A 15,016-nucleotide genomic window follows, 5' to 3' on the forward strand; every position below is an offset into this window, starting at 1 on the left:
GGTCTCGCGGTACGGCGGGCGCCGGCACCCCGCTATGGGTGCCGCGTACCTGAACCGGTCATCACCGCGACGGGTGGACGGCCACCCGTCGATGGTGATGACCTGCGCCGGCGGACGGCGGCGGGTGGGGCGCATCCTCCTCGAAGACGACTCGGGTGAGCTTTTCGCAGAGCGCGGAGTCGTAGTCGAGCCGCACATCGTCGAGGCTGATCGCGGGGACCGCGCCCATCACGGAGTTGGTCACGAACACGTGGTCCGCGGCCATCAGATCCTCCACCGTGAGGCGCCGGTTCTCGACCTCGTAGCCCCAGCTCCGGAGCAGCTCCCCGACCGCGGCGGACATGGTGCCGGGCAGAGCATGCCTGGACACGGGGAAACATGCTGTGCCGCCGAACACGGCGCACACGCTCGCGGTGCCGGTCTCCGACACCGTGCCGTCGGCGTTGAGGATCAACGCCTCGTCCGCGCCGTGTCTGATCGCCCAGTCACCCGCCATCCGGTAATGCAGGTAGTTGAGGGTCTTGTGGCCGGCGAGATGGGTCTCCCGGCGGTGCGGGTACGTCCTCAGCCGCAGCCCGGCCTGTGAGTTCAGAACCGGGCGCGGCGAGTACGGCTTGGCGCAGGCGAACAGCACCGGAGACAGCTGCGCGTTACTCGGGTTGCCCGCGGTCGCCACCAGCTTGACCACCGCGTCGACGTGCGACAGCCCGTTCCTCTCTACGAGGCGGGCGATGACGTCGGCCCAGGTGACGTCCGACGGCGTGCTGCCGAAGAACTCCCGCCAGGCGAGCTCGAAGCGCCGCACGTGAGCGTCGAGAAGGAGGGGACGGCCCGCGCGGACCCGGAGGGTCTCGAAGAATCCGAGGCCGTACATCAGGCCTTCACTGTCGAACGGCACCGTGGCGGCGCTGCCGGGTTTGAAGATCCCGTCGTGCCACACCGTGGCGACGTTCCGGTCGTCACCGGCCGCCGCGTGCAGGGCGTTCATCAGCGTCCGCCCCTTGTGCAGGGTCTCCTCGTACTCGCTCGCGGGATCCGAGTCGTAGACGATGCCGCCGCCCACGGAGAAGACGGCCGTGCCGCCCGTGAACGTCGCCGTGCGGATCGCGATGGAGAGGTCCATCGCACCGTCGAACCCGATGTAGCCGATGCTGCCGGTGTAGATGTGCCGCCGTACCGGCTCGAGCTCGTCGATGACCTCCATCGCCCGGATCTTGGGGCAGCCGGTGATGGAGCCGCCGGGGAAGGTGGCCCTCAGGAGATCGACGGCGTCCATTCCGGGGCTCAGCTCACCGGTCACCGTCGACACGAGGTGATGAACGTTCTGGTAGGTCTCGAGGCGTTTGTGTTCGAGTACGCGCACCGAAGCCGGACGGCAGACCTTGCCGATGTCGTTGCGGAGCAGGTCGACGATCATCGACAGCTCGGCGTCCTCCTTGGTGCTGGCCCGCAGCTCGGCCCGCAAGGCGTCGTCCTCGGCCGGCGTCGTCCCGCGAGGCCGGGTGCCCTTGATCGGCCGCGTCTCGACCGTACCGTTCCTCAGCTCGATGAACCGCTCGGGAGACGTCGAGACGATCTGGTGGTCACCCGCGTTGATGTAGGCGAAGAAGGGAGCCGGATTCTCCGTGAACATGCTGGTGAAGCATTCGAAGGGGTCGGAGGTGTTGGACGCCTGGAAGCGTTGCGACATGTTCACCTGGTAGACGTCGCCGTCGAAGATGTACTCGCGGATCGCCTCGACGGCCGAGAGGTACTCGTCGCGGGAGAAGGCCGACACGCACTGGCCGGCTGCTTCCGGTTCCCATTCGCGGGGTGCCGCCGGCTCGCTGAGCGCCTCCTTGAAGCGTGCGACGTTCCGGCTCACCGCGGCGTCGTCGTCCTGCACGCTCATCGCGAGGAGCGTCGTCGCGCCGGAGATCCGGTCCTGCACGAGGATGACGGCCGGCGCGACGAGGTGCATCAGGGGCAGCCCGAGATCGTCGACGCTTGTTCTCGGCAGCTGCTCCAGGCAGTCCTTCAGGTCGTAGGCGAGATAGCCGAGCAGTCCGCTGGACAGTGGCAGTGCCGCGTCCGGGGCCGGCACGGGGGAGTGCCGTAGAACCCGGCGCAGCGTGGTGAAGGGGTCCTCGTCCAGTGTGAAGTGCTGGTCGCCGTCCGTGAGCGTGGCCCGGGTGCGGTGCCCGCTCAGTGAGAGCCACGGGTACACGCCCAGGATGTGGAACCGCGCGCAGTCGAGCGTCCCCCCGCTCAGCAGGGCGACGGTCCCGGGCAGGTGAGCGAAGCGTCGCACGACATCGACGAACGGCTCCGCCAGGTCGATGGGCTCGGAGTGCACCGCGGTCACTCTCCGCAGCGACGAAAGGTCGGCGTTCATTCTCCCGCTCCTTTCAGTGGGCCCGTACGCAGGAAATTCTCGATCATGGTGAAGCCGTGCCGGGTCAGGAAGCTCTCCGGGTGGAACTGGACACCGAACAGCGGCTCGCGGACGTGCTGGATCCCCATCGGTAGGCCGTCGGCGGACCGTGCGTTGACCCTGAGTTCCTCGCTGATGCCGGTGGTCGCCAGCGAGTGATAGCGCGCCACCGTGACCGGCTCGGGCACTCCGGCGAACAGGCCCGATCCGTCGTGATGCACGGCGCTCGTCTTGCCGTGCATCGGAACGGGCGCGTGCACCGTGGTACCTCCGAACGCCTCGTTGATGCACTGCATGCCCAGGCACACGCCCAGGATCGGGAACACGCCGTGGTAGCGGCGGATGAGCTCGGTCGAGATCCCGGCCGCGCCCGGGCTCTTGGGGCCGGGACTCACCAGGACGTAGTCCGGCCGCTCCCGCGCGACGTCGTCCACGGTGAGTTCGTCGGCGCGGACCACCCGGATCTCGAGGTCGTAGTTCTGAAACATCTGGACGAGGTTGAACGTGAAGGAGTCGTAGTTGTCGATGACGAGGAGCTTGGCGCTCATGGTGTGGACCTGACTTTCCTTCAGGAGTCGCTGATCCGGCGTCACAGCATGGTGGAGCCGCCGTCGACCGGCAGGTACGTGCCGGTCATGAAGCGGGACAGGTCGCTGGCCAGGAAGGTCACGGCGCCGGCCAGGTCCTCGGGCAACGCGTTGCGGCGCATCGGGCTCCGGGCGGCGATCGACTCCTTGACGTGGGACGCCATCGGCATCGCCGTGTCGGTCAGGGTGAGCCCGGGCGCGACCGTGTTGACCCGTACGCCGTGCGGGCCGAGCTCGGTGGCGAGCGATCGCACGAAGGCGTCGACCGCGGCCTTGGCGGTGCTCTGCGCGAGGAATCCTTCGTCGCTGTGCTTCGAGAAGGTGCTCGAGACCGCGATGATGCTGCCGCTGCGGCGCCGGAGCATCTCCGGGGCGACGGCCCGGCACGGGTGGAAGACGGCCTTGAGCTCGTCGCTGACCTTCCGATCGAGATCTGCCCACTCGTACTCGAGGAAGGACCGATGCCGGAAGGGCATGTGCGCGTTCGTCACCAGGACGTCGATGCGTTCGAAACGTTCGTGGACGGCCGCCACCATGGCGGCGACATCGTCGGCGCGAGTCACGTCCGCCGCGAAGACCTCGGCGGTCCCGCCGTCGGCCTCGATCATCTCCTTGACGCTCCGGGCCTGCGCCTCGCTGTGCCGGTGGTTGATGGCCACCTTCGCGCCCTGCTCCGCGAGCAGCAGCGCGGTGGCCAGCCCGATGCCGCGGCTGGCGCCGGTGACCAGCACCACCTTGTCATGGAGCAACCCTGTGCCGGCTGAGGGCCTCGGACGTCGTACCGGAGCCGGCGCGGACGGCCCCGAGCCCGGGCGGCGGCCCTCGAGCCGCCGATCTATCAGCGCGGCGACCACATCGAGCCGCGGCGCGTCGAACAGCTCGGACAGGCCGACCTCGACGCCGAGATCTTCCTTGATCCTCGCGAGGACCCGCATGGCCGACAGCGAATGCCCGCCGATGTCGAAGAAGTGCGTACGGCGGCCGATGCGAGCGACGGGCACGTTGACGATCAGAGCCCAGATCTCCGCGAGCGCGCGTTCGGTCGCGCCGGCCGGCGGTTCGTGGTCGTCACCGGGTCCCTGCTGGCGGTGCAGGTCGAACAGCGCCCGCCGGTCCAGCTTTCCGTTCGGCAGCATCGGCATCGCGTCGAGCGGGACGAACACGTCCGGTACCAGGTAGGCGGGCAGCCTGTCGTGCAGGAACGCGCGGAGCTCCGCCGCGTCGACGTCGTGGTCCGGCCGGCTGGTGTAGAAGGCGACCAGGCGATCGCCCTGACCCACGACCGCGCGGGCCAGGATGCCGCCGAAGTCGCTCATCACCTTCTCGACCTGGCGTACCTCGACGCGGAAGCCACGCACCTTGACCTGGAAGTCCCAGCGGCCGATGAAGTCGAGCGTGCCGTCCGGGAGGTGCCTGACGACATCGCCGGTGTTGTAGAGGCGGTCGTCCGGCCGTACGCCGAAGGGGTGGGGAAGGAAGCGTTCGGCGGTCAGGTCGTCCCGGCCGTGGTAGCCATCCGGAATGCCGGCGGAGGCGACATGCAGCTCACCCGGAACGCCGTCCGGCACCAGCCGGCCGAGGCGATCCAGCACGTAGACCCTGGTGTTGTGGATCGGCGTCCCGATCGGCACGAACTCGCCGTCCCCGCCGAAGTCAGCGGTGTCGTAATAGCAGATGTCGTTGAGCTCGGTACACCCGTAGTTGTTGAGCAGCCGCGCTCCCGGCAGCACCGCACGGAACGCACCGACGAGGCTGCCCGGCAGCGGCTCGCCCGCGGCGATGCAGACCCTCAGGGCGGGCAGCCGCTTACCGCTCGCCCGCAGGTGTTCCAGGACACCGGCCAGGTGCGACGGGACAAGGTTCAGGCGGGTGACATGGTGCTCGGCCAGCGCGTCGACGAAGGCCTCGGTGTCCCGCACCGTCTCGTCGGCGATGAAGATCTGGGGGCAACCGTTGAGCAGGCCCGCGAACAGCTCCTTGACACCGACCGCGAAGACGAAGGTCGTCTTCTGCGCCACGACCTCGCCGGCCTGGAACGGCAGGCGCGCTTCGAGGGCGCTGAGCCAGTTGGTGAGCTGCCGATGAGGCACCCGGACGCCCTTGGGGGTGCCGGTCGACCCCGACGTGTACATCACGTAGGCGAGCGAGTCGGGCGCGGCGACGTGCTCCGGCGCCGCACGGGCAACTTCCGTCGCGTCGTCCGGGACGTCCTCGACGCGCACGCATCGGGAGTCCTCCACGCCGAGTGTCGGCTGGTGCGCGGCGTGGCACACGACGATCCGTGGCTTCGCGTCGCCGAGGATCTGCCGCGAGTAGGCCGTCGGATATCCCGGATCGATCGGTACGTAGGCGGCACCGGCCCTCCAGACACCGAGCAGCGCCGCCAGCAGTTCACCTCCACGAGGAAGACAGACCGCGACAAGGTCTCCCGGTGCGATGCCCCGCGCCGCGAGCGCGCCGGCGACCTGACCGGCCCGCCGGGCGACGTCGGCATAGGTCCAGGCGCCGCGCCCGTCCCAGCACGCCACCGAGTCCGGGGCCCGCTGGGCAACCGCGTCGAAGCGCGAGACGAACGACCACGCCGGGGGTTCGGTGACCGGCACCCGGTCCGCACGCTCCAGCAACTCCCGTACGTCAGCGTCGCGCAGCATGGGAATCTCGGCCAGGCGGCGGTTCGCGCCGGCGAACATGCCCTCCAGCACCTGCTGTTGATGAGCGAGCAGGCGCTCGATGGTTGCGCCGTCGTACAGGTCCGAGGCGTAGGAGACCTCGACCGTGAGTTCGCCTCCACTGCCGATGTACGACAGCTCCATCTCCGACCGCGCCGGCACGTGTTCCCTGGCCAGCAGCGTCCGGATACCGGCGTCCGTTTCGCCGGCCTCGGGGTAGCCGGTGAACGTCACCCCGTCGGGCAGCGGGGCCCCCAGCGCGGTCTGCGGGAAGTTCTGGTGACGCATGACGACGGGCACCAGCGGATTGCCGCCGCCGCGGCGCGCCACGTCGGTCGCACGCAGGATCTGCTCGTACGGCGCGGGATGCTCGAACGCGTCCAGGACCTGACGCCGGACGACCTCGAGCAGCGTGGCGACGTCGGTCTGTTCGTCGATGCGCATCCGGAGCGGCAGGATGTTGACGAAGAACCCGATCAGCGGCTCGAGTTCGACGGCCGAGCGGCTGGACATGGTGGTGCCGACACAGAGGTCGTCCTTGTCCGCGTACCGGCTGAGCGTGACACCGAGCGCCGCGAGCAGGCACATGAAGATCGTGCAGTCGTGTTCCCGCGCGAATCGCTCCAGAGCGTGCGCGAAGTCGGCCGGGTAGCGGTGCACATGAGTGGCGCTCGTGGTGCCGGACCTCTGCTGACGCGCGTGCACGGTCGGCAGCTCGAGACTGTCCTCGTAGCCCGCCAGGGTGTCGCGCCAGTACTCGAGGTCGGCGGACATGTCCGCGGTTCGCTGTGCGCGGGCGTACGTCGCGTACTGAACCGTCAGCGGCGGGAGCTCCGGGACCTGCCCGCGACAGAATGCCGCATAGGCACTCTGCAGCTCGGCGAAGAAGATGGCCTGCAGCGACCATGCGTCCGCGGCGATGTGGTGCACGTTGAGCAGCAGAAGGTGCCGGCCGGGCGACAACCGGACCAGTCGGGCGATGAAGACCTCGCCGCGGCCGAGGTCGAAGCGGTGTTCGAGAACCCGGTCGAGTTGCTCCACCAGCTGCCCGTGGTCCACCTCCACGACCGGTAGGCGCACCGGCTCCGGCGGTGTGACGAACTGCAGCGCCCGGCCGTCGTCCGTCATGGCGTACGCGGTGCGCAGGCTCTCGTGCCGGGCGACGATGAGGCTCAGGCTGTCCTCGAGTGCCGGCACGTCGAGGTTGCCCCGGACCGACAGCAGCAGCGGGAGGCTGTAGCTCGTGCTCTCCGGATCGCGCTGGTGGTGGACCCACATACGCTCCTGGAACCAGGACAGGGGGTGACCCGGCCGGCTCGTTGTGTCCCGGCCCGAACCACCATCGACCTCGACAGCCATGCATGCTCCCGCGTAATCAGCAGAGAAATTCGTGCCGTACGGCCGGGGCAGCGGCGTCGTTGCTGCTCACCCACGTGAACCGTCCTCGAGGACGGTTCGCCGGACCGGCGGACATCATCGGCCGGTCACTTACGCGGTTAAGCTACCGTCGCCTGGCGGTGCGCGATGCCCCACTGTCCACGACAGAGAGAAAGCACACATCCCATCGGGTGCGCCCGAGGAGGAGTACGGCGACGCTGTCTGATTAATCGGTTCAGTAGAAGATGGCTCAGTGCCTAACGCGATCGATACTCCTCCAGCAGTGCGCTGATCTCGTCCGCGCCGCGGCGCAGCTCCGCCAGGTCCGCCTCGGTGAAGGCGCGCGGATCCGGGCCGAGGACGCAGTGTGCTCCCAGGATCGCGCCGTCGACGACGATCGGGACACCGGCGTAGCTGCGCACACCGTCGACGGTCACCAGCGGATTGCCGGCCTGTTTGACGTCCTCGGTGGCATCCGGGACGACGTACGGGGCCCCCGAGGTGACGGCGTTGACGCAGAACGACCACTCGATCGGCGTACCGGCCATCTCGGCGAGCCACCCCTGCAGCCCGTACGAGCCAGGGAAGACCTGAGCGGTGTTCAGTACCATGCTGACCAGTCCGATCGGCTGGCCGAGCCGGTGAGCTGTCCGCTCGGCGATGGCGTCCAGCCGCCGGCGTAGTTCGGGGTCGTCCAGGTCGATGCCGGCCAGCACGGCGAAGCGGTGCGGCATCACGGTGGAGTCTTGGTCACGGGGATGCACGAGGTCCTCCTATCTTCCTTGCTGGACGAGCCGCTCGTACACGGCGGCCCGCACGGCGAGACCACGCGCGCACAGCCGGGTGATCGGGTCGCTGCCCTGCATGGCCGAGATCAGCCGGCCCAGGGCCCAGGGCTCACCCTCGTCCCCGGTCAGACCCGAACGGGACAGCAAGGTGCGCCAGACGTCTTCGGTGTGCGGACCGTAGAAGCCCTCCAGCGCCGCCCGGGCGGTCGCCAGCGTCGGCCTTTCCAGGTCGTAACCGGCGTTCAGGGACGCGGTGTCCGGACTCCCGTGCTCCGCCATCGATTTCTCCTTCAACGCCCCGAACCTGCTACGCCGGTCAGATCGACGGCATGCCAGAGGTGGAACGAGGCAACCAGTTCGCGCAGTTCACGGGAGACATCAGCACGGAGACGCGGGGCAGCATCAAGACGTGGTGCGTTCTCCTTCCCCTCATCGGTGGGCGCGAGGCAAAACTTAGGTCGGCGCCGGCACCGGAGGGTGTGCTGTGGCCTGTCGAGGGTATCGAGGTCGTAGTGCTTACCGGCCGTGTGCCGATGCTGTTCGCCTCGCGGGCGACGGCATCCACCTGTCACCGTCTACGGGAGGATCTGAGAACAATTTCGATCATGACTATGGGGGTACGGACCACAACGGCTGCGAGGGCCTGGCGATGAGCATCGGCCACGCAGCCGACCGGAGCGTGCCGGGATTCGGCCACACCGCTCTCATCCTCGGCGCGGACGGCGACCTGCCCTCGGTACTGGGAACGGAACTGCGCCGTTCGGCGGAGATCTATGACGAGGTGCTGCTGGTCGTCGGTGAGCGCACCCGCGCCGTCCTGACCTGCGCCGACGTGCCCGGGGAGGTGTTGAGCTGGGACGATCCCGCCGCCTTCTATCAGCGGCTCGGCTCGGCGTACGAAGCGTTCCGCCGCTATCTCGCCGCGCAGCATCAGGCGGGCCGGCGGGTGCACGTGATCGCCGAGCCGGACCTGATCAGCAGTGTGGAGCCCGAGTTCCGCGCCGAGCGGGTCGCGGCCTATCTGGCGTACGAAGCGGTCTGCAACGAGGCGTACGCGATGGGCGGCGGGTCCACGGTGACCTGTATCTGGGACAGCCGCGACCATGGGGACACCGTCATCGACGCGGTCCGGGCCACGCATTCGTACCTGCTGACCGACGTGGGACCGGTGCCGTCGCCGTATTACCTGCCTCCGGAGCGGTACCTGACCGAACGCCACGAGACGCCGCTGCGCCCGGTGCCCTCACCCGTCGACCGTGAGGTGACGTTGTACGAGGTGACCGAACTCGGCGGCCTGCGTGCGGTGCTGGGTGCCTGGACGGCCGAGCACGGCTTCACCCGGCAAGCGACCGAAGACGTCGTGGTGGCCGCGGTCGAGGTGGTGACCAATGGATTGCGTTACGGCGGAGCCCCGGTCCGGGTCCGCGCCTGGCGGCAGGGCGACACCCTGATCGTCCAGTGCGACGACGCGGGTAACCACCCGATCCCGGCTACGGCCGGTTACTACCGGCCTCATCCGCTGGCCGCGGTCTCCGGCGGGCGTGGGCTGTGGCTGACCCGCCAGCTCGCTGATGTGGCCGCGATCTCCTCGGCGCCCGGCCGCACCTCGGTACGGCTGTACTTTCCGCGAAAGATCATGCAGCCTCAGTCCTGACAGGCGGTGCCCGTTGCACTGGGCGCACACCACCCCGGCCGTGGTGTCCGGCTCACGTGTCTGTCTCGGAAGGCAGTCCGCCGTCCCGGACGGCGGCGACCAGGGCTGCGTGATCGGCTTCCGTCTGATCGGCGTAGGCCAGCGCGAAGCCGGCGAACGCGTCATCGAAGGCCGCGCCACCGGGACCGGCGTCCGCGTATCCGTGCAACACCCGCGGATCGATGGATTGAGCGTGGCCGCGGGCCAGGACGACACCGGCCACCCGGGCATAGTCGTCGAGCTGGTCGGCGCGAAGGTCGGTGGGGTCGATACTCCCCTTCATGTTGCGGAACTGGCGGACGAGGTAGGGCCGGCCGTCTATGGTGGCCCACCCCAGCAGCAGGTCGCTGACGGTCTGCATCCAGCGCTGGCCGTCGAAGACGCGCTGCCCGTCGGGTGGGGCCGTACCGGGCCGATACTGTGCCCACACTGATGGGTGCAGCTGTTTGACCTGGAGGATCAGAAGGTCGTCGTCGTTGCCGCGCAGCAGCACCAGGTAGTTGCGATATCCGACGCTCCCGAGCCCGACGATCCGGTGGGTCACATCCTGCACCGCATATCGGTTGAGCAGCCTCCGGACCTCCGGATCGAGCCGGTCGGCGTACCCGGCCAGCCCGGTCACCACCGCCTCGCACTCGTGGTGCGGTGGCCGGGTCATGATCGGCGGCTCCTCGCGGAACCGGAAAGCGCCGTCCGTCGTCGGTTCGGTCAGTTTGGCCGCGGCCCGGCTGCCCGAGTTCTTCTTCGCCTTCCTGCGGACCCGGTCGAAGGTTGCGGCGAGATCACCGATCTGGTGCCGTTTCAGCGTCGACTTGTCAGTGATCAGGTAGTGCGCATCGAGCAACGGCATGGTGGCCAGCTCAGCGAGGGCCGCCCGGTACGCGCCCGCGCAGGCACGGGCGGCGGCCTGACCGCTGCCGTCGCCGGCCCCGGCGACGCGTCCCGCCACGACGAGACTGGCCACGAGCCGTTCGAGGTCCCACTCGAACGGGCCGGCCACTGACTCGTCGAAGTCGTTGGTGTCGAAAACCTGTCGCCGCTCCGGGGAGGCGTACAGCCCGAAATTGGCGGCGTGCGCGTCACCGCACAGATACCCCTCAAGGCCGCTGCCGGCGCGTGTGGCCACGTCGGCCGCGAAGACGGCCGCCGCCCCGCGGAAGAAGGCGAACGGTGAGGCGCACATCCGGCCCACCAGCAGCGGCACCAGCTCCGGCACCCGGTCGGCGTGCGTGCCGCGCAGAACAGCGATCGGATCAGCCCGGTCAGGATCGGGCTGGTACCGGACCAGTGCTTCGACGGGCATCCGCTCACGCAACTGCGACCCCTCCGCGTGCAGGGAGGCGGCCGAGCGCCATCGGTCCGGATCGGCGAACGCTGCGGTGGTACCGGCATCAGACTGCTGGGGCATCAAAGAACCGTAACGCTCACCCGGGGTAGCCGCGCTTCGCGTCCATCAGATTCCGCCGGGTGGCGTGATTCGGGGTCGCTTCAGTCCGCGATGTAGACATACAGCGAAAGCAGGAGCCCCGCCAACAGGGCGAGGCCGACGACGACCATCACTCCCGCGAGGAACAGCACCGTGCTCTGCTTCGCCACGGAAAGCCACAAGCCTCGGCTCATGCGCGTTTCGCCGACCAGGTCGTCCTCGGAGAAGTCCACGGGCCTTACCGTACCGCGGGGCTGCCATGGCCGGCCGGGCCACGCGCCCGCGCCAGCGGTCACCGCGTGCCCAACGCCTGTCATCGGCGGGCCGGCCACACCGCGAAGTATCCGCTGCCCGCGGCCGGCACCGCTCTCTGGACCGGCGCCGTGATGTACATCGACGGCCCGACGACCCGCGCGGCAAGCGTTACCAGGGATCCCTGGACTGCCAGCCCGGTCACCTCGGCCTGCCCGCCGTCGGTCCACGCCGTCCACTGCAGCCGCTTCCGCAGGTCCGGTGACGTGACAAGGACCCATGCGTCACCCCCGGCGTACGGCTGCAGGGTGCGGCCGTTCATCCGCAGACGGGACCGGCCGGCGATCTGATAGGCCGAGGAGCCCCCGACGTAGACCCGGCCGTCGGCGTCCGCTGTGATCGCGGCCGGCGTGATGGTGTTTCCCTTGTCACCCTTCACATCGATCCTGGCGAGCAACGTCTGTCCCGCCTTGACGGTGCCGGTAGCCGGGTTCAGCCGGGCGAAGTAGGTCAGATGAGCGTCGCTGGTGTTGCTCGTCGTCGTGAACTTGTCGTAGGCGACGTTGGGTGCCGCCGTACGTGCGGAGCGGCCGTTGCTGGTGAACACGCTGGTGCCGCCGGCCATCTCCCCGGCCAGGTAGAGTTCGCCGTCACGGCCCATCGCCACCCGGTTGACCCGGCTGTCCGCACACAGGCCGTCCAGTTCGTCCGGATCGTAGTCGTAGAGCCTCCAGCGCGCGGTGCCATCGTGGCGGTACGCCCGCACGAACGGCACCTGAACCTGCCGGCACGGGCCACCCCGCTGGGTGAAGCCGGCGACGAACACCAGGCCGGTACGGTCGTCGACGGCGACATCCTCGACGGTGCTCCCGGCAAGGCGAACCGACCCCGTCCGCTTGCCGGTGGCGTCGTGGATGCGCACCGTCGTGCCGGTGAGCGCGGCGACCGTACCGGCATCACCGATCGCCACCCGGCGTACCGCCTCCCGGGTCTGCCACCGGATCGTAGCGGCGGACGCGTCCAGCACCCGGACACCCCGGTCGGTCGCGACGGCGATGTCACCGGTGGTGCGGCGCACCTCCAGGTCGTCGACGGTGCCGGCCACGCGGACCGCGGACAGCACCCGGCGGCCGTCGTCGCTCAGACGCACCACCACGCCGGCTCCGCCCCGGGGCAGCTTCGCCGCCCCGGTGAGCACCGAGCTGCCGGTGAGGCGGCCACCGACGACGATGGTGCAGCCCGCCCCGATGTCGATTCCGCTGGTGACGTCACCGCTGCCGGTGCCGAGGTAGCTCGCCGTCGTCGGGCTGGTCACCGTGGCGGCAGACGATTCCGTACGCCCACGGCATTCCGTCATGGTGCCGGAACGGTCGGTACCGGCCGTGGACGTGCGGGGTGACGGTGACGGTGAACCGGGTGACGGCGCGGTCACGCCCTTCCCGGCGTCGAGTCCCGCGGCCGGCGGGTCTGCCGGTCGCGCCGGAGTCTCGGCGGTGCAGGCACTCATCGCCAGCAGCACGGCCAGCGCCATCGTGAGGGAGCCGTGGGCGCGGCCGCGCAGGGAACCGCGCTGCCCTGTGTGCCCGGTCGCTGCCGGACGATGTTGTGGGATGTCGCGACTCCGTCGTCTCAACACGGACCTCCTGTGCGGTCTGCCCTTTTCCGGCACATCGGTATCTGGTCGGGGCACGTCAGTATCCAGGCGGGGAACAGGGCCGTGGCACCGTGGGCCCCGGCACCGCGCCGGGCCCACGGTGCCGGCAGATCAGCGGGCCTCGAACGCTCCCCGGTCGGCCCGGCCGGTCCGCGGTTTCGTGCCCGCGTCAATCGTGGCCGCGGGGTTCGCGGTGCCGGTGTCGATGGCGGGGCTGTTGGCCTTCAGCCGGAAGTCACCCTTGGCGGGATCGATGAACAGCGGATCACCGGTGAGCCGGCGCGGGTCGCTGACAGCGGTCCTGCCGACGATGAGGTTCGCGTCGAACCTGACGTTCGTGGCGTTGGACATGGACGCGGCGGTGATGCCGTCTCCCTGGCTGACCAGGATGTTGTTGGTCACGCGCACGTCGTCGGCCTTGTTCACGCTCATGTTGTCGCGGATCGACGGCTGGTGGCCGTTGTGGTGGACGGTGTTGTTCACGACGTCGACGTGGTTGCTGCGGAACACGTTGATGCCGCGGGCCCCGTTGTTGTGGGTGATGTTGTTCTCGACCAGCGTGCGTCCCCGGTACGGAGTCTTGATTGGCGCGTCGCGGTTGTCGAACGAGTCGATGATGATGCCACCACCGTCGGTGATCTCGGTGAATTTGCTGCACAGGCATTTGACGAACGAGGCGTTGTTCCGGGTGATGTTGCCGCGGACGATCAATTTCGTGCCGGTGCTGTCGTCCGAGTTCCACGCCTGGAAAAGGGAGATGCCGCTGCCGCCGAACGGTGACCAGTTGCTGTTACCGAATGCCAGGTTGTTGCTGATCTCGACGTGATCGGCGTGCATGGCGCTGATGCCGACGAGGGGGCAGTCCGACACGGTGTTGCCGTGGATGCGCACGTGGTGCGGATAGGTCGGCTCACCGCCGCCGAACGGCTCGGACACCGCGATGCAGTTGGTGTTGATCATCGGATCCTTGAGGTCTCCGTTGCGGGCGGCGGCCTTCTGCTTCTCGGTGATCCGCTTGGTCGCGCCCTGAACGGTGAGCCCCGCGACGGTGATGTATCGGGCGTTCACCGCGACGCCCTGCCACCCGGCTGCCTCGATTTTCGGGGTGGCTCCCGGCGCGGCGGCGTAGGTGATCCACTTGCCGGGTGCTCCGGAGCGCTTGATGCCCAGGACGAACTGCCTGCCCGGAGCGGTGTAGGTGCCGTCACCGATCACGACGGTGTCGCCCGGCCGGGTCAGGTCGGCCGCCCGCTGCAGGGTGCGCAGAGCGGTGGCGGGCGTCCGGCCGGAGTTCTTGTCGTCGCCGTTGCCGCTGACGTGGATGTGTCGTCCGCCCTGCGTCGGGGCGAGTTCGCCGGCCGCCCAGGTGGGTCCGCCGATGCCGGCGCCGGCGGTACGGCCGGCCGGCAACGCGGGAGCCGGCCGGGTGCCGGTGACGGGCGGCTTGGTGGCAGGTCCGCCCGCCCCGGGCCGGACGCCGCCCGGCCGCGATGGCGCCGGCACGGGCGCCGTGGTGCCGTCGGTCACGGTGAGGGCGATCCGGATCGGCTCTCCGGCGGTGCCCTTGCCGTCGGCGCGGCTGTACGGGGTTATCACCACGGTGTGCTCACCGACGGACGGTGTCCAGGGCAGGACGTCGGAGCCGTCCCGGGCATCCCCGTTGAGCAGGTACGGCAGATGGTTCTCGACCCTGGTGGTCCGGCCGTCGACCACGAAGCGGACACTCCCGACCTTGCCGGCGGGGTGCGCCCGCATACTCAGCTCGCGGGTTCCCAGCGCTGCCAGGTCCAGGGTCTCCCGGCCGCCGAGCGAGGCATGGCCGGCTATCGGCTTGTCACGTGTGGCGTCGAGCAGTGCCACGTTCCGGATCGCGGGCTTGTCGCCGGCGAAGGCGAAGGTCCGGGCGGTGACGCCCACCGCTGCGACGGTCGCCACGGTGCAGACGGCGATCAGGATCTTCCGGCGGTGGCGTGGCCGGGCGGCGTGTGAGGTGACATGAGGGGATTCGGGCACGACAACTCCGAGGGATTGTTCGTTCACATATTGCCTGCCGGTATCGGCTCGGCGGCTTCAACAAATTAGCTGGCAATCCTCAGGAATGCGAATCCGGTTTAGCTACTTCAGAAAAACTTAAGCCTGGAAACGTCTCGCCGGCCG

The 15,016-nt window shown here is 69.1% G+C and carries 10 protein-coding genes; 1 reads left to right on the top strand and 9 read right to left on the bottom strand.

Annotation, left to right across the window (positions count from 1 at the left end; translation table 11 throughout):
* Window positions 1–61 precede the first annotated feature (61 nt).
* From pabB to AB0G04_RS18745, 5 genes are all read right to left on the bottom strand, one after another.
* On the bottom strand, window positions 62–2,374 hold the full coding sequence (gene pabB, locus AB0G04_RS18725; RefSeq protein ID WP_360983664.1) for an aminodeoxychorismate synthase component I: 2,313 nt from the start codon (window positions 2,372–2,374) through the stop codon (window positions 62–64).
* Entirely contained in the window at window positions 2,371–2,961 is a 591-nt protein-coding gene (locus AB0G04_RS18730) for an aminodeoxychorismate/anthranilate synthase component II (RefSeq protein WP_360983667.1), read from the bottom strand. The genes pabB and AB0G04_RS18730 overlap by 4 nt, the downstream gene beginning before the upstream one ends.
* A 41-nt stretch (window positions 2,962–3,002) precedes the next feature.
* Window positions 3,003–7,028 (bottom strand): amino acid adenylation domain-containing protein, encoded by a 4,026-nt coding sequence (locus AB0G04_RS18735; RefSeq protein WP_360983670.1) that lies wholly within the window; start codon window positions 7,026–7,028, stop codon window positions 3,003–3,005.
* 275 nt (window positions 7,029–7,303) lie between these two features.
* The gene (locus AB0G04_RS18740) at window positions 7,304–7,810 is read right to left on the bottom strand and encodes a GAF domain-containing protein (RefSeq protein WP_360983673.1); all 507 of its coding nucleotides are present in this window, start codon (window positions 7,808–7,810) and stop codon (window positions 7,304–7,306) included.
* Window positions 7,811–7,819: 9 nt separating this feature from the next.
* Window positions 7,820–8,113 (bottom strand): hypothetical protein, encoded by a 294-nt coding sequence (locus AB0G04_RS18745; RefSeq protein WP_360983676.1) that lies wholly within the window; start codon window positions 8,111–8,113, stop codon window positions 7,820–7,822.
* A gap of 370 nt (window positions 8,114–8,483) precedes the next feature.
* On the opposite strand from AB0G04_RS18745, the gene AB0G04_RS18750 reads away from it, so the two are divergent.
* Entirely contained in the window at window positions 8,484–9,488 is a 1,005-nt protein-coding gene (locus tag AB0G04_RS18750; protein ID WP_360983679.1) for an ATP-binding protein, read from the top strand.
* Between the two features lie 52 nt (window positions 9,489–9,540).
* On the opposite strand, the gene AB0G04_RS18755 is transcribed toward AB0G04_RS18750, so the two are convergent.
* The 4 genes from AB0G04_RS18755 to AB0G04_RS18770 all read right to left on the bottom strand — a co-directional run bounded on the left by AB0G04_RS18755 (window position 9,541) and on the right by AB0G04_RS18770 (window position 14,872).
* On the bottom strand, window positions 9,541–10,935 hold the full coding sequence (locus tag AB0G04_RS18755) for a DUF2252 domain-containing protein (RefSeq protein WP_360983682.1): 1,395 nt from the start codon (window positions 10,933–10,935) through the stop codon (window positions 9,541–9,543).
* 80 nt (window positions 10,936–11,015) lie between these two features.
* On the bottom strand, window positions 11,016–11,186 hold the full coding sequence (locus AB0G04_RS18760) for a hypothetical protein (RefSeq protein ID WP_360983685.1): 171 nt from the start codon (window positions 11,184–11,186) through the stop codon (window positions 11,016–11,018).
* A gap of 80 nt (window positions 11,187–11,266) precedes the next feature.
* Entirely contained in the window at window positions 11,267–12,838 is a 1,572-nt protein-coding gene (locus AB0G04_RS18765) for a hypothetical protein (RefSeq protein WP_360983688.1), read from the bottom strand.
* Between the two features lie 132 nt (window positions 12,839–12,970).
* Window positions 12,971–14,872, bottom strand: a complete 1,902-nt coding sequence (locus AB0G04_RS18770) for a right-handed parallel beta-helix repeat-containing protein (RefSeq protein WP_360983691.1) — start codon at window positions 14,870–14,872, stop codon at window positions 12,971–12,973.
* Window positions 14,873–15,016: the final 144 nt, after the last annotated feature.

The sequence above is a fragment of the Actinoplanes sp. NPDC023801 genome (assembly GCF_040639655.1).
Taxonomy (GTDB): domain Bacteria; phylum Actinomycetota; class Actinomycetes; order Mycobacteriales; family Micromonosporaceae; genus Actinoplanes.